Genomic DNA, 15334 nt, shown 5'->3' with positions numbered 1-15334 from the left:
AACCAGAGGAGTGCCGCATGAGCGGGCAGCAGCGCCGCGGAGGCGGAGGCGGACGCGGTCGTGGAAACGACCGTGGCGCCGAGAAGTCGCAGTACATCGAGAAGGTCGTCACGATCAACCGTGTCGCCAAGGTCGTCAAGGGTGGTCGTCGCTTCAGCTTCACCGCTCTCGTGATCGTCGGCGACGGTGACGGTCAGGTCGGCATCGGCTACGGCAAGGCCAAGGAAGTCCCCACAGCGATCGCCAAGGGCGTCGAAGAGGCCAAGAAGTCCTTCTTCCGCGTCCCGCGCATCCAGGGTACGATCCCGCACCCGGTGCAGGGCGAGAAGGCGGCTGGCGTCGTCTTCCTGCGTCCCGCATCGCCCGGTACCGGCGTCATCGCCGGTGGCCCGGTGCGCGCCGTGCTCGAGGCGGCAGGCGTCCACGACGTCCTGTCCAAGTCGCTCGGCTCGTCCAACGCGATCAACATCGTCCACGCGACCGTGGCGGCCCTCAAGCTGCTCGAGTCGCCGGAGATGGTGGCTGCGCGTCGCGGCCTGACGGTCGAGGAGGTCGCTCCGGCGGCGCTCCTGCGGGCCGGCAAGGAAGGCATCGCCGAGGCCAAGGCCAAGGCAGACGCGGGAGTGGGTGCGTGATGGCGAAGATCCAGGTCACCCAGGTCAAGTCCGGCATCGGCCGCAAGCCCAATCATCGTCAGACCCTGCGCACGCTCGGTCTGAAGCGCATCGGCGACGTCGTCGTCAAGGAAGATCGTCCCGAGATCCGCGGCATGGCTGCGTCCATCTCGCACCTCGTGGACGTCAAGGAGGTTGACTGACATGGCGCTCAAGCTGCACCACCTGCGTCCCGCGCCGGGAGCCAAGACCGCCAAGACCCGCGTGGGTCGCGGTGAGGGCTCCAAGGGCAAGACCGCCGGTCGAGGCACCAAGGGCACCCAGGCTCGCTACCAGGTCCCCGCGGGCTTCGAGGGCGGCCAGGTTCCGATCCACATGCGACTGCCGAAGCTGAAGGGGTTCAAGAACCCGTTCCGCGAGGAGTACCAGGTCGTCAACCTCGATCGTCTCGAGGAGCTCTACCCCAAGGGTGGTGACGTCGACGTCGCGTCGCTCGTCGCCAACGGCGCGGTCCGCAAGGGTCGCCCGGTCAAGGTCCTCGGGCAGGGCGAGATCACGGTCAAGCTGCAGATCACGGCGAACAAGTTCTCCGCGTCGGCCAAGACCAAGATCGAAGCAGCCGGAGGCAGCGTCACCGTTCTCGGTTGATGCTGCCCGGGGCAGGACGCCATGTCCTGCCCCGGCTGCTTTGGTGACTGTTAGAGTCATCGTGCGGGCGTACTCGCCCGCTTTTGTCCGTCATACCGACGCCCGTTTTTATATGCACCATGGTGCACGAGGAGGATCGCGGTGCTCAGCGCCTTCGTCCATGCATTCAGGACGCCCGACCTGCGGAAGAAGATCCTCTTCGTCCTGTTCGTCATCGTGCTGTTCCGGCTGGGCTCGACGATGCCGGCACCCGGCATCGATGTCGCCAACGTCCGACAGTGCGTCGACAACGCCTCGAACGGCTCCAACAGCAGCCTGTTCGCCCTCATCAACGTCTTCTCCGGCGGAGCGCTGCTCCAGCTGACCGTGTTTGCGCTGGGCATCATGCCCTACATCACCGCGAGCATCATCCTGCAGCTGCTCGTCGTCGTGATCCCGCGTCTGGAGGCCCTCAAGAAGGAGGGCCAGGCGGGGCAGACCAAGATCACGCAGTACACCCGCTACCTCACGCTGGGCCTGGCGATCCTGCAGGCGACCGGCATCGTGGCCCTGGCCCGCAGCGGCAACCTGTTCGGTGGCTCGTGCAACCTTGACCTGCTCTACCGCCAGGACAGCATCCTGTCGTTCCTGCTGATCGTCCTGACGATGGTCGCCGGCACCGCCGTCATCATGTGGCTCGGCGAGCTCATCACGGACCGCGGCATCGGCAACGGCATGTCGATCCTGATCTTCACGCAGGTCGTCGCCACGTTCCCCGGCGCCATGTGGCAGATCAAGCAGCAGAAGGGCCCGACGACGTTCGTCCTGGTCATCCTGATCGGTCTCGTGATCGTCGCGGCGGTGATCTTCATCGAGCAGGCGCAGCGCCGCATCCCGGTGCAGTACGCCAAGCGCATGGTCGGCCGCCGCATGTTCGGTGGCTCGTCGACGTACATCCCGCTCAAGGTCAACCAGGCCGGCATCATCCCGGTCATCTTCGCCTCGAGCCTGATGTACCTGCCTGCGCTGATGGCGCAGTTCAACCAGAACGCTCCGTGGGCGATCTGGGTCAACGACAACTTCGTCAAGGGCGACCACCCCTACTACATGGTCACGTTCTTCCTGCTGATCGTGTTCTTCACGTACTTCTACGTGTCGATCACGTTCAACCCCGAAGAGGTCGCCGACAACATGAAGAAGTACGGCGGCTTCATCCCGGGCATCCGTGCCGGCCGGCCGACGCAGGAGTACCTCGCGTACGTCCTGAGCCGCATCACGGCGCCGGGCGCGCTCTACCTCGGCCTGATCGCCCTGATCCCGATGATCGCGATCGCGATCCTCAACGCGAGCCAGAACTTCCCGTTCGGCGGCACGACGATCCTCATCATCGTCGGCGTGGGTCTCGACACGGTCAAGCAGATCGAGAGCCAGCTGCAGCAGCGCAACTACGAAGGGTTCCTCAAGTAATGCGGCTGCTCATCATGGGCCCCCCGGGTGCGGGCAAGGGAACCCAGGCCGTCGCGCTGGCCAAGCGCATCGGTGGAGCACACATCTCGACCGGCGACATCTTCCGCGCCAACGTGCAGCAGCAGACCGAGCTCGGCAAGGTCGCGCAGCGCTACATGGACGCCGGCGAGTACGTCCCCGACGAGGTGACCAACGCGATGGTCGAGGACCGCCTCGCGCAGGACGACGCCCGTGAGGCGTTCATCCTCGACGGCTATCCCCGCACGGTCGACCAGGTCGACACCCTCGACCGCATCCTCGACGGACTCGGCACCAAGCTCGACGGCGTGCTCGAGCTCGTCGTCGATCCTGAGGAGCTGATCCAGCGCCTGCTCAAGCGGGCCGAGACCAGCGGCCGCGCCGACGACACCGAAGAGGTCATCCGGCACCGCCAGGAGGTCTACACGGCCGAGACGGCGCCTCTGCTCGAGGTCTACGGCTCGCGCGGCCTCGTCATCGAGGTCGACGGCATGGGCGATGTCGACGAGGTCACCCGAAGGATCGACGCCGCCCTGCCCTCCTGAGGGTCGGCTTCGCAGCCATGTTCGAACGCGGCATCGAGATCAAGACGCCGGCCCAGATCGAGTCGATGCGCGAGGCTGGGCTGGTCGTCGGCTCCGCCTTGGCGTTGCTTCGTTCCGCGGCCGCACCGGGCATGACCACTGCAGAGCTCGACGCGATTGCGCACGACCACATCCGTTCGCAGGGCGCGACGTCCAACTTCCTCGGCTATCACGGGTTCACCGGAGTCATCTGCACCTCGGTCAACGACCAGGTCGTGCACGGCATCCCGGGCACCCGCGTCCTCCGCGACGGCGACATCATCTCGATCGACTGCGGGGCGATCGTCGACGGCTGGCACGGCGACGCGGCGACGACGGTCGCCATCGGCGAGGTGCCAGACGAGGTCACTGAGCTGATGCGGGTCACCGAGGAGGCGCTGTGGCGTGGCATCGCGGCCGCACGCCTCGGCGGCCGGGTGTCCGACATCAGCCATGCGGTCGAGACGACGGTCGACGCAGCGGGCGACTACGGCATCGTCGAGGGCTACACCGGGCACGGCATCGGCTCGGCGATGCACCAGCCGCCCAACGTCCCCAACTACGGCAAGGCCGGCCGCGGGTCCAAGCTCGTCAAGGGACTGGCGCTTGCGGTCGAGCCGATGGTCACGCTCGGCTCGCCCGACACCCGCACGCTCGCCGACGACTGGACCGTCGTGACGACGGACGGCTCGTGGGCCGCCCACTACGAGCACACGTTCACGCTGACCGACGCCGGCGCGTGGGTGCTGACCGCGCTCGACGGCGGCAAGGCACGACTCGCCGAGCTCGGCGTGCCCTACGGGGGACACTGAACGTATGAGGCTGATGCTGGCGATGGGCGCATTGCTCGTCGTCGCTGCCTGCGGCACCTCGGACCCGCCCGAGACTCCGCCGACATCGGCTCCCACGCGTACGACCGCGACCCCCTCGAAGTCCCTGGCGCCGGCCGAGGCAGCCGTCGATGCGTTGATGCGGGCGCTCGACGCCGGAGACTGCAAGGCAGCGCGCAAGCTTGTCGTCTCGCCGGCGGAGCTGACCTGCGATGTCGTCGAGCTGTCCAAGGACTCGTTCGCCGACGAGGGGATCGACCTCGACGAGGTCGTCTATCGCGCAGGGCCGGTGCACGACGCCAGCTCGACGGTCGACATCACCTGGGGCAACGGCTATCCCACCGAGTCCTATGACGTGCAGAAGATCGGCGGACGGTGGAAGGTCGTGTTCGACTCGGCCGCCTGACCGGTCAGGACGAGGCGCGGCGTCCGGCGGTGGTGACGACCGCGGTGGTGTAGCCCGGGGCCGATGCGGTGACCCGGACCGAGATCAGATGTCCGGCGTCGCTGCTGCTGATCCGGCGGGTGCGTCCAGTGAACCCCTTGAGCACCTTGCCGTCCCGAAGCCACTGGTAGCGCAGGGTTGCGGCCGACGGCGTGTGCACACCGGGGTCGAGGGTCACGACCTCACCGGCCTTCAGGGTGCCGGTGATGCGGGGCAGGGTCGAGAACCGGATGTGCCCGTAGGCGACCGCCGTGGTGCCGGTCGAGACGGCCGAGGCGGTCGTGTAGCCGGCCTTGCGTGCCGTGACGCGTACGTAGACGGTCTTGCCACGCTGGGCTGAGGTGGGCGTGAACGTACGTCCGGTGGCCCCTGACACGGCGACGCCGCCGGCGTACCAGCGATAGGAGTACTCGGCGGTCGCCGACCAGGTGCCGGCACTGGCGACCAGTGCCGATCCGACCCGGGGTGTGCCGGCGATCGTGGGCCGGGTCCGTACGCTCAGGACGCCGCGAGCGACGGCGGCGCTCTGGGTCGACGCAGCCCGGGTGGTCTCGTATCCGGGCCGGCTCGCGGAGACCTCGACCGAGACGGGCAGGCCCACGTCGGCGGCGCGGGGCACGAACGTGCGGCCGTGTGCGCCCGGCACGACGTGACCGTCGACCGACCACTCATAGGCGTACGTGAGGTCGGGCTTGGACCAGCTGCCGACCCTGGCGGTCAGGGCGGACCCGACCCGTGGTGTGCCGATGACGTACGGCCGGGTGGTGTTGCTGAGGAAGCCGGGCAGCGTCGCTGCGCTCGGCTCGGACACCGCGGTCACCGGGTCGTAGCCGCTGCGGGTCGCCGTGACGGCGAACGTGAGCTGCTTGCCGGCCAGTGCCGGGCCGGGCGAGAAGGTCCAGCCGGTGGCTCCGGGGACCTTCACGCCGTCGGCGAACCACTGGTAGGTGTAGGCGTTGCCGGTCGGGTTCCAGCGGCCCGCGGTGGATGCCGAGATCTTCTGGTCGACCCGCGGCTCACCCGTGATGCCGGGCAGCGAGGTGCTCGTGATGCTGCCCGGCTCGACCAGGCTCGCAGGCGAGGTTGCCGAGGTGGCCGGATAGCTCGTCCGCGTGGCGGTGACCCGCACCGAGAGCTGGGTCTTGAGCTGTGCCGTCGTCGGCGTGAACGTCCGGCTCGTCGCGCCGGCGATCTTCGCGCCGTTCGCGAGCCACTGGTAGGCGTACGTGCTGCCGGTGGGGCTCCAGGTGCCGCCCGACGCCGTCAGCGTCGCGCCGACCTTGACGGTGCCGAGGATCGCGGGCTTGGTCTTGTTGGTGATCGTGAGGTCGGTGAAGTGGATGAAGCCATCGGGCCAGCCAGAGCCGGACTTGGTGATCTTGCGCCAGTCGAACGCACCGCTCCAGTTGGACTCCGACACCCAGATCTCGCTCGAGGACACGATCTTCTCGACGTACGCGACGTGGTGACCGGTCCGGCCCCACCACGCGACCGAGCCCACCGCGGGGGTCGAGTCCGTGATGGAGGCCATCGCGACGCCCCAGTCCTCGGCGTTGCCGACGCCGGACTTCGGCCGCTCGTTGGGCATGCCGTTGGTCGTGACGAGCCGATAGGCGACGTAGTTGGTGCAGTTGGTGCCGGTGTACATCCGCCAATAGCTCGTCGACTTGTGCGTCGAGTAGCCGTAGTTGGAGTAGCCCTTGTCGGTGCACGACGAGTAGCCCGAGCAGATCAGGGAGTAGCTCGCCTGTGCCGACGACGTCGGGACCAGGAAGGCAGCGAAAAACAGCACCACCAAGACGACCCGAGAGCGTGACACGCGGTTACCCTACGTGACTGGTGTGACTGGTGGGAATGAATTGAACTGAATTACAACAGTGGTATTACTGCTGGAAATTCAGCGGTGGAGCTCCATCGTGCAGCACTTCACGCTGCCACCGGACTTCATGTACTCGCTGAGGTCGACCGGCACCGGCGTGTAGCCGCGAGCCCGGAGGGACGCGGCGAGGCCGGTCGCGGCGGACGGCAGCACGACGTGCTGTCCGTCGCTGACCGCGTTGAGGCCGAGCACGCGGGCGTCGGCCTCCGAGCAGATGACGGCGTCGGGGAACAGGTCGCGGAGCGTGCGCTGGCTGTGCTTGCTGAACGCGCCCGGGTAGTAGGCGATCTCCGCGGGGGCGTCGCCGTTGCCGTCGTCGAGCACGGCGATCGCGACGTCGAGGTGGTAGAACCGCGGGTCGACGAGCTCGAGCGAGACGACGGGCCGGTCAAGGGCCTCGGCCGCCTCGATGTGGGCGGCCAGCGACGTACGGAAGCCGGTGCCGGCCAGGATCATCGTCCCGAGCGCCAGGAAGTCGCCCTCACCCTCGTTGGTGTGCGTCGGTTCGGCGACCGTGACGCCTGACCGCACGAGCCACGACGCGTAGGCGTGCCCCTCGGCGGCACGCTCGGGGAAGCGGAACTTCGCGCCATACGCACGGCCGCCGACGACCAGGCCGCCGTTGGCGGCGAAGACCATGTCGGGCTGGCCGGGCATCGGCTCGATCAGGTCGACGCGGTGGCCGAGGCTCAGGTAGGTGTTGCGGAGGACCTCCCACTGCAGGTGCGCGCGCTTGGCGTCGACGGGGTTGGTGGGGTCCATCCACGGGTTGATCGCGTAGGTGACCTCGAAGTGCGTCGGCGCGCACATCAGGTAGTGCCGGGTTCTCGACGTTCGGACGTACGGGCTGGCGGTACGGACGGCGGTGCGGGTGTCGAGAACGGTCAACGTGAGCCTCCGGGGGTGAGGTGGTGCGCAATGAATCAATGCTAGAGGCGACGTGTGTGAAGCAACGAATCGGAAACCGCTGATCAACCCGGCGATTTCTTGCGTCAATCGCCAATCAGCGACAGATTCTTGCAATACTGTTGCCATGGACGATCTCGATCGCAAGCTCATCGGCTGCCTGCTCGAGGACGGCCGGGCCAGCTACGCCACGATCGGTGATCGCATCGGGCTGTCCGCGCCCGCGGTCAAGCGCCGCATGGACCGCCTGCTGGCCGACGGCGTGATCAGCGGGTTCACCGCAGTCCTCGACCCGGACCTCGTCGGCTGGAGCACAGAGGCGTACGTCGAGGTGCACTGCAAGGGCACGATCTCGCCCGACGAGCTCCGTGCGGCGTTCAGCCGGGTGCCGGAGGTGCATGCCGCGGCGACGGTGTCCGGTGCGGCGGACGCGATCCTGCACATCGTGGCCAAGGACGTACGCGACCTCGAGCGCGCACTCGAACGCGTACGCGTCGAGACCGACAACATCGACCACACCGAGACCGCGATCGTGCTGTCCCGGTTGATCGAGCGCTACGGGCCGGGCCAGTCCGAGTTCACCCCGCCGGCCTGAGCCCGACGTACGTTCACAGCAGGCTGACACCTCACGTGGAGGGCGTGCCCAGCCCGGATTCCTAGCGTCGGCGACATGGAAACCGGCAGGAAACAGCCCGATGCCTAGCGTCCTCGCCATGGCGAAGTCGTCGGCGTACTGGGTCGCGGGGCTGCTCGTCTGCGCGCTCATCGCGATCGCGGGATTGACCCTGGCGCCGCAGGACTCTGACGCCGCCGGCGCGGCCACCCCGGAGGCGCCGGCGACGACCACCGCCCCGACCACGCCGGCCGCCGCGACCGTTGCCGAGCCGTCGACGGCGACGCTCGAGGCGATCGACACCGATGCGGACTTCTCCGTCGCTGCGGTCGACGTCGACACGGGGGAGACCCTGACGTACGGCGACGGGTCGTTCGACACCGCGAGCATCGTCAAGGTCGACATCCTCGCGGCGCTGCTCCACCGGGCGCAGCGGGACGGTCGTACGCTCACCGGGTCCGAGCAGGCGTTGGCGACGGCGATGATCGAGCGCAGCGACAATGCCGCCGCGACGACCCTGTTCAACGCGGTCGGCGGCAAGACCGGGCTCGACGCGTTCAACGACGTCATCGGTCTCGACGACACGGTGGTCGGGTCGAACGGCAACTGGGGCCTGACGCAGACCACGGCGGTGGACCAGCTCAGGCTGCTCGAGGTGGTCTTCGGCGACGACTCGGTGCTGACCGCCGACTCCCAGGCGTACGAGCAGGGGCTCATGTCGCACGTCGTCGAGGCGCAGAGCTTCGGCGTCTCCGCCGCAGCCGACGACCCCGACGACGCGGCCCTCAAGGTCGGCTACCTGCAGCGGTCGGTGACCGGGTTGTGGGACGTCACGAGCATCGGCGAGATCGAGGCGGGCGGCCACACGTACCTCGTCGCGGTGCTCACGGACGGCAACGCCTCGTACGATGGAGGCGTCGCGCTGGCCGACGCCGTGGCGCGCGCCGCGGTCTCCGGGCTGTCGGCGATTTGAGTCTGCCGCCTGTGTGAGCGTAGAATCGGGAGTCGGCCTTTTCAGGTCTGCATTCCCATGTCGTGGCCACCGCTCAGGCGGCTTCGCTGAGGTGCGCCAGAACGGGCCGATCGGCCAGACAAGCGACACGAAGAAGAGGTTATGGCGAAAAAAGAAGGCGTCATCGAGATGGAAGGCGCCGTAGTTGAGGCACTTCCCAACGCGATGTTCCGCGTGGAGCTGGCCAATGGCCACAAGGTTCTCGCGCACATCAGCGGCAAGATGCGCCAGCACTACATCCGCATCCTCCCCGAGGACCGCGTTGTGGTGGAGCTCTCGCCGTACGACCTCTCCCGCGGCCGCATCGTCTACCGCTACAAGTAAATCCAACACGTTCAGATCCCAAAGAGAGAATCTCGATGAAGGTCAACCCGAGCGTGAAGAAGATCTGTGACAAGTGCAAGGTGATTCGTCGCCACGGCAACGTCATGGTGATCTGCGAAAACCCGCGTCACAAGCAGCGCCAGGGCTGAGCAGAGTTCTTCACAGCAACACGAAACATCTGATCGCTCCCGTCACAGCACGATCGTGGCGGGTCACCTCCGGAAGCGTAGGCCGGAGCCCGACTCAGGATCGACCAAAGATCCTGGAGGCAGTCGGGATGCATCAGGTGGCCATACCTCGCCGAATGGAAGGAAATGCCTAGATGGCACGCCTCGTAGGAGTCGACCTCCCGCGCGAAAAGCGCATCGAGATCGCACTCACGTATGTATTCGGGATCGGTCGCACACGCGCCACCGAGACCCTCGCAGCAACCGGCATCAGCCCGGACAAGCGCGTCCACGAGCTCGACGACAACGACCTCGTCGCTCTGCGCGATCACATCGAAGCGAACTACCAGACCGAGGGCGACCTGCGTCGTACGGTCACCGGTGACATTCGCCGCAAGATGGAGATCGGCAGCTACCAGGGCCGTCGCCACCGTGCGCACCTGCCCGTTCGTGGCCAGCGCACCAAGACCAACGCGCGTACCCGCAAGGGCCCCAAGCGCACCGTCGCCGGAAAGAAGAAGTGATAGCGCATGCCTCCTAAGACAGCTGGCAAGAAGGTTCGCCGCAAGGAGAAGAAGAACGTCGCTCAGGGCGAGGCCCACATCAAGAGCACGTTCAACAACACCCACGTCACCATCACGGATCCTTCGGGCGCCGTGATCGCATGGGCCTCCGGCGGAACCGTCGGATTCAAGGGCTCGCGCAAGTCGACGCCGTTCGCAGCCGGCATGGCTGCCGAGTCGGCCGGTCGTCAGGCGATGGAGCACGGGATGAAGAAGGTCGACGTCTTCGTGAAGGGCCCCGGTTCGGGCCGCGAGACGGCGATCCGGTCACTGAGCGGAGTCGGCCTCGAGGTCGGCACCATCTCCGACGTGACACCCAGCCCGCACAACGGCTGCCGTCCCCCCAAGCACCGTCGTCTCTGACGTCGACTGAATTCTTTCTAGGAGCTATCAACCATGGCCCGTTACACCGGACCTCTCACCAAGAAGTCGCGCCGCCTCGGCATCGACCTCGTCGGTGGTGACGCTGCATTCGAAAAGCGTCCTTACCCTCCCGGCCAGCACGGCCGCGCGCGCGTCAAGGAGTCGGAGTACCGCAACCAGCTGCTCGAGAAGCAGAAGGCGCGTTACACCTACGGAGTGCTCGAGAAGCAGTTCCGCAAGTACTACGAACTCGCCTCGCGTCGTCCCGGCAAGACCGGCGACAACCTGCTGCAGATCCTCGAGTCGCGCCTCGACAACGTCGTCTACCGTGCCGGCTTCGCCCGTACGCGTCGTCACGCCCGCCAGCTCGTCAACCACGGTCACTTCGTGGTCAACGGCGTCAAGACCGACATCCCGTCGTTCCAGGTGAGCAAGCACGACATCATCGACGTCAAGACCAAGTCCCTGGAGACCACGCCGTTCATCGTCGCGCGTGAGACCCATGACCGCGACACCGTGCCGGCCTGGCTCGACGTCGCGCCCGAGCGCGGCCGGATCCTCGTTCACAGCCAGCCTGTGCGCGAGCAGATCACGGTCCCGATCAACGAACAGCTGATCGTGGAGTTCTACTCCAAGATCTGATCTGGCCCCGCTCTCACCAGAGAAAACAACCCGGACCTTCAAATAGAGGTTGGTCCGGAAAGGAAGAAACAATGCTCATCGCCCAGCGCCCCGCCCTGTCCGAAGAGGTCGTCGACGAGTTCCGTTCGCGGTTCGTCATCGAGCCCCTGGAGCCCGGCTTCGGCTACACCCTCGGCAACTCGCTTCGTCGTACGCTCCTGTCGTCGATCCCGGGTGCGGCCGTCACGTCGATCAAGATCGACGGCGTCCTGCACGAGTTCTCGACCGTCCCCGGCGTGACCGAGGACGTCACCGAGATCATCCTCAACCTCAAGGAGCTCGTGGTCTCCTCGGAGAACGACGAGCCCGTCGTCATGTACCTCCGCAAGGAGGGCGCCGGTGACGTGACCGCCGCCGACATCCAGCCCCCGGCCGGTGTCGAGGTCCACAACCCCGACCTGCACATCGCGACGCTCAACGCCAAGGGCAAGATCGAGATCGAGCTCGTCGTCGAGCGTGGCCGTGGCTACGTCTCGGCCGTGCAGAACAAGTCCGGTGACGAAGAGATCGGCCGCATGCCGGTCGACTCGATCTACTCGCCGGTCCTCAAGGTGACCTACAAGGTCGAGGCGACCCGAGTCGAGCAGCGTACGGACTTCGACAAGCTCGTCATCGACGTCGAGACCAAGAAGTCGATCCTCCCGCGTGACGCGATCGCGTCGGCCGGTTCCACCCTGGTGGAGCTGTTCGGCCTGGCTCGTGAGCTCAACGTCGAGGCCGAGGGCATCGACATCGGTCCGAGCCCGGTCGACGAGCAGCTCGCTGCCGACCTGGCCCTGCCGATCGAGGACCTCAACTTCACGGTGCGCTCCTACAACTGCCTCAAGCGCGAGGGCATCCACACCGTGGGTGAGCTCATCACGCGCTCGGAGCAGGACCTGCTCGACATTCGCAACTTCGGTTCGAAGTCGATCGACGAGGTCAAGGCCAAGCTCGCCGAGATGGGTCTCGCGCTCAAGGACAGCCCGGCCGGTTTCGACCCGTCGGCCGTCATCGACGCCTACGACGACGACGCCAGCTTCGCCGAGGACGAGCAGTACTGAGTACTGCCCGTCCTTGACGGCTCAGCCCGAACACATTTGGAGACGAAACAATGCCCACCCCCACCAAGGGACCTCGCCTCGGCGGTAGCCCGGCCCACCAGCGTCTGATCCTCGCCAACCTCGCGCAGAACCTGTTCGAGCACGGCAAGATCACGACGACCGAGGCCAAGGCCCGTCGCCTGCGCCCCTACGCGGAGTCGCTCATCACGAAGGCCAAGACGGACACGGTGGCCAACCGCCGCCAGGTCGTCAAGGTCATCCGTGACAAGAGCATCCTGCACACGCTGTTCACCGAGATCGGTCCCGCCATGGCGACCCGTCCCGGCGGCTACACGCGCATCACGAAGGTCGCGCCGCGCAAGGGCGACAACGCCCCCATGGCCGTCATCGAGATCGTCGAGGCCAAGCAGTTCGGCGCGCAGAACCAGACGCCCAAGAAGGCCAAGGCTGCTCCCAAGGCCGCTGCGCCCGTCGAGGAGCCGGCAGTCGAGGAGACCGAGGTCGTCGAGACCGAGGACCTGGGCACCGACGTTCCCGTCGACGCCACCGACGACGCTGCTGAGGCAGCCGAGACGGTCGCCGAGGCCACCGAGGCTGAGGCCGACGTCGCTGAGGAGGCTCCCGCCGAGGAGACCACCGAGGACGACGCCAAGTAGGCATCGCGTCATCAGGAAGCCCGTCACCGCGAGGTGACGGGCTTTCTGCGTTCTGGTCATCCGCGACTCTGATCGCTGATAAATTTGGCCGACGGCACAGCGTTTCGAGTTGGGCCTTTTTCTCTGGGGAGCTCCACTCGTGTCGACGTATCGCCGGTCCCTGACCGTTCTTGCCCTGACTGCCTTGACCGTCTCGGGTCTCGCGATGACCGCTTCCGCCGAGGAGCCTGCCCCCGCGGTCGCTGCTTCCGACCGGCCCTCGCCCGACCGGCCCGAGCCGGTGGCTCGCGGCCTGATCGTCAAGACCACGACGTCGACCCCGTCGGATGCGGCGCTCGACGCCACGGACGACGCTCTCGGGTCCGAGGCGAACGTCGCCGACGACGACAAGGTCGCCGGCAAGATCTCGACGATCGACTTCGACCAGGAGGTGCCTGCCGACGTCGCCGCTGACGTGGCAGCGGACGTGGCCAAGCGCAGCGACGTCGTGTGGGCAGCCCCGAACGTACGACGCACGATCGAGGCGGCACCGCCGGTGGCACCCAACGATTCGCTGTTCCCGAGCCAGAGGAACCTGTGGGACTCCAGCTACACCACGCCCAAGGGCGGCTACAGCATCAAGGCGCCGTCCCTGTGGCGCGCGACGGAGGGGTCGTCGGATGTGCGCGTCGCTGTGGTCGACACCGGCATCCTGCCCAACACCGAGCTGGACGGCCAGCTGGTCGACGGCTGGGACTTCGCCGGGCCGGATGACCCCGATGCCACCACACCGAGCTTCGTGTCCGCGAACGACGGCGACGGCTGGGACTCGGATCCGACTGATCCGGGCGACTGGGCGTCGCGAGGCCTCTGCTACCAGAACTCGCCCGGGTCGACGAGCTCGTGGCACGGCACGTTCGTCGCCGGCCAGGTCGCAGCGAAGGCGAACAACGGACCCGGTGTCGTGGGTGTGGCGCCGGGTGTCAAGGTGCAGCCCGTGCGCGTGCTTGGCCGCTGTGGAGGCTGGGACTCCGACATCATCGCCGGCATCCTCTGGGCGTCCGGTGAGCCGGTCAACGGGGTCCCTCAGAACCAGACACCGTCCCAGGTCATCAACCTGTCGTTGGGCTACACGTACGGAAACGCAACCGATCGCGCGGCGGCCTGCGAGGCGTACACGTCCGCAGCTGCGGTCGCTCGGACCAATGGGTCACTGTTGATCGCGGCTGCCGGCAACGACGGCAGCAACGCCGACTGGGCGGTTCCTGCGTCCTGCAGCGGCTTCATGTCGGTCGGGGCGACCAGCGCCAAGGGCTACAGTGCGCTCTACTCGAACATCGGAGCCTCGGTCGACATCTCCGCTCCGGGCGGCGACACCATGGTCGAGGGTGCCAGGGACAGCATCCTCGGACTGGGCAACACCGGCACGACGGGTGCCAAGCTGAGCACCTACGTCCGTTACGAGGGCACGAGCATGGCCACCCCGCAGGTCTCGGCGGGCGCGGCTCTGTTGTTCTCACTCGGCCTTGCAGGTCCTACCGAGGTACGTGCGGCCTTGATGGACTCCACCACCTACTTCCGGCCGGTGTCTGCCGCGTACAGCCGCAAGAAGGTCAGGATCGGCGGCCGTTACTACTACTTCGACCTCAATTGCCGAGGGCATCGCTGGTGCGGCACGGGAATCCTCGACTTGAGCAAGGTGCAGTATCCGTTGGGGGAGGCGAGCTTCGCCAACGCTCCTGTCATCGGTGAGCCGCTCCAGGTCGTGCTGCCGCCGTACGTTGCCAAGGGGCCGCTCCTGTTCCACTGGTCGGGAGGGGCGAACACCCCTGGACCGGATCCGTCGGGCCCCGGTCCGTACACCGACCCGCTTACGGCCTCCTACTACACGCCGTTGCCGCAGGATGCAGGCAAGCAGCTCACCGTGACGGCCTACCCGGGCAACCTGTTCACGACGAGCGGCTTCTCGCCATTCACCACGACTGCGACGTCCGCCCCGGTCCTCTCCGGCCCCGCGATGCAGCTGAGCGGCGTCGGCAAGGAGAAGCACGGTGTCGCCGACGTGGCCGTCGTCTACTCGCCAGACGTGGCGAGCGGCCCCGTCGAGATTCGCCGCGGACCCCACACCGTGATGGGGTCGGGGACGCTGGTCGATCACCAGGCCTCGATCACGATCACGGGTACCGCGTGGGCCGGCGGCGCATACCCCGTCAGAGCTGCGTTCCTCGGCGATGGGACCACCAACCCCGCCTCGTCACCCGGCACCTGGGTCAGTGTGGCCAAGGCCACCTCTTTCGTGACGACATCGCTCAGCTCGACAGTCAAGCGCACCTCGCACGCTTCACTGAGGGTGACGGTGAAGGTCTCCGGTGACCCGAACCCCTCGGGCGACATCAAGGTCTACGACGGTGATCGGGCCATCACCACGTCGCATCTCTTCGGCAGCACGCACGGGACGCGGACGATATCGCTGCCCAGGCTGAAGGCCGGCAAGCACTGGATCCGGGTCTACTACTACGGCAACGAGAGCATCGTCGCGAAGTACTCCTCGTACAAGACCATCGTCTCCAAGTAGGCATTGCGT

19 protein-coding genes are annotated in these 15334 nt (G+C 66.9%); 17 read left to right on the top strand and 2 right to left on the bottom strand.

From position 1 onward, the window contains the following. The first annotated feature begins 17 nt into the window (after positions 1–17). The 7 genes from rpsE to ASE12_RS08270 all read left to right on the top strand — a co-directional run bounded on the left by rpsE (position 18) and on the right by ASE12_RS08270 (position 4525). Entirely contained in the window at positions 18–635 is a 618-nt protein-coding gene (gene rpsE / locus ASE12_RS08300) for a 30S ribosomal protein S5 (RefSeq protein ID WP_056399242.1), read from the top strand. After that, positions 635–817: a 50S ribosomal protein L30 gene (gene rpmD, locus ASE12_RS08295; RefSeq protein WP_056209399.1), complete on the top strand. Its 183-nt coding sequence runs from the start codon at positions 635–637 to the stop codon at positions 815–817. The genes rpsE and rpmD overlap by 1 nt, the downstream gene beginning before the upstream one ends. Before the next feature lies 1 nt (position 818). After that, on the top strand, positions 819–1262 hold the full coding sequence (gene rplO / locus ASE12_RS08290) for a 50S ribosomal protein L15 (protein ID WP_056399239.1): 444 nt from the start codon (positions 819–821) through the stop codon (positions 1260–1262). Positions 1263–1403: 141 nt separating this feature from the next. Then, positions 1404–2708 (top strand): preprotein translocase subunit SecY, encoded by a 1305-nt coding sequence (gene secY, locus ASE12_RS08285; RefSeq protein WP_056399236.1) that lies wholly within the window; start codon positions 1404–1406, stop codon positions 2706–2708. Continuing rightward, positions 2708–3271, top strand: a complete 564-nt coding sequence (locus ASE12_RS08280; protein WP_056399233.1) for an adenylate kinase — start codon at positions 2708–2710, stop codon at positions 3269–3271. Before secY ends, ASE12_RS08280 begins: the two co-directional genes overlap by 1 nt. A 17-nt stretch (positions 3272–3288) precedes the next feature. Further along, entirely contained in the window at positions 3289–4101 is an 813-nt protein-coding gene (gene map, locus ASE12_RS08275; RefSeq protein WP_056399230.1) for a type I methionyl aminopeptidase, read from the top strand. 4 nt (positions 4102–4105) lie between these two features. Beyond that, positions 4106–4525 (top strand): hypothetical protein, encoded by a 420-nt coding sequence (locus tag ASE12_RS08270; protein WP_157412859.1) that lies wholly within the window; start codon positions 4106–4108, stop codon positions 4523–4525. Positions 4526–4529: 4 nt separating this feature from the next. On the opposite strand, the gene ASE12_RS08265 is transcribed toward ASE12_RS08270, so the two are convergent. Further along, positions 4530–6383, bottom strand: coding sequence for a CHAP domain-containing protein (locus tag ASE12_RS08265; protein WP_157412858.1), 1854 nt, complete (start codon positions 6381–6383; stop codon positions 4530–4532). A gap of 78 nt (positions 6384–6461) precedes the next feature. Continuing rightward, positions 6462–7331, bottom strand: coding sequence for a dimethylargininase (gene ddaH / locus ASE12_RS08260; RefSeq protein WP_056399226.1), 870 nt, complete (start codon positions 7329–7331; stop codon positions 6462–6464). A gap of 145 nt (positions 7332–7476) precedes the next feature. Here ddaH and ASE12_RS08255 point away from each other — a divergent pair, with 145 nt between their 5' ends. The 10 genes from ASE12_RS08255 (at position 7477) to ASE12_RS08210 (ending at position 15325) form a co-directional block, all read left to right on the top strand. Continuing rightward, complete coding sequence (locus ASE12_RS08255; RefSeq protein WP_056399224.1) at positions 7477–7944, top strand: Lrp/AsnC family transcriptional regulator; 468 nt, start codon at positions 7477–7479, stop codon at positions 7942–7944. 118 nt (positions 7945–8062) lie between these two features. After that, complete coding sequence (locus ASE12_RS08250) at positions 8063–8935, top strand: serine hydrolase (RefSeq protein WP_200954984.1); 873 nt, start codon at positions 8063–8065, stop codon at positions 8933–8935. Between the two features lie 141 nt (positions 8936–9076). Next, entirely contained in the window at positions 9077–9298 is a 222-nt protein-coding gene (gene infA, locus ASE12_RS08245) for a translation initiation factor IF-1 (protein ID WP_007078610.1), read from the top strand. Positions 9299–9333: 35 nt separating this feature from the next. Beyond that, entirely contained in the window at positions 9334–9447 is a 114-nt protein-coding gene (gene rpmJ, locus ASE12_RS08240; RefSeq protein ID WP_007540807.1) for a 50S ribosomal protein L36, read from the top strand. Positions 9448–9620: 173 nt separating this feature from the next. Further along, the gene (rpsM, locus tag ASE12_RS08235; protein WP_056399217.1) at positions 9621–9989 is read left to right on the top strand and encodes a 30S ribosomal protein S13; all 369 of its coding nucleotides are present in this window, start codon (positions 9621–9623) and stop codon (positions 9987–9989) included. A 6-nt stretch (positions 9990–9995) separates the two neighbouring features. Next, on the top strand, positions 9996–10391 hold the full coding sequence (rpsK, locus tag ASE12_RS08230) for a 30S ribosomal protein S11 (protein WP_056209373.1): 396 nt from the start codon (positions 9996–9998) through the stop codon (positions 10389–10391). Positions 10392–10424: 33 nt separating this feature from the next. Then, positions 10425–11033, top strand: coding sequence for a 30S ribosomal protein S4 (rpsD, locus tag ASE12_RS08225; RefSeq protein ID WP_056209369.1), 609 nt, complete (start codon positions 10425–10427; stop codon positions 11031–11033). A gap of 71 nt (positions 11034–11104) precedes the next feature. Continuing rightward, on the top strand, positions 11105–12115 hold the full coding sequence (locus tag ASE12_RS08220; RefSeq protein ID WP_056209366.1) for a DNA-directed RNA polymerase subunit alpha: 1011 nt from the start codon (positions 11105–11107) through the stop codon (positions 12113–12115). A gap of 50 nt (positions 12116–12165) precedes the next feature. Beyond that, entirely contained in the window at positions 12166–12771 is a 606-nt protein-coding gene (rplQ, locus tag ASE12_RS08215; protein WP_056399215.1) for a 50S ribosomal protein L17, read from the top strand. Positions 12772–12976: 205 nt separating this feature from the next. After that, a complete protein-coding gene (locus tag ASE12_RS08210) occupies positions 12977–15325 on the top strand; it encodes a S8 family serine peptidase (protein WP_056399213.1) in 2349 nt (782 codons plus the stop codon). Positions 15326–15334: the final 9 nt, after the last annotated feature.

Source organism: Aeromicrobium sp. Root236 (genome assembly GCF_001428805.1).
Taxonomy (GTDB): Bacteria; Actinomycetota; Actinomycetes; order Propionibacteriales; family Nocardioidaceae; genus Aeromicrobium.
This window is presented reverse-complemented; position numbering and strand designations above follow the sequence as displayed.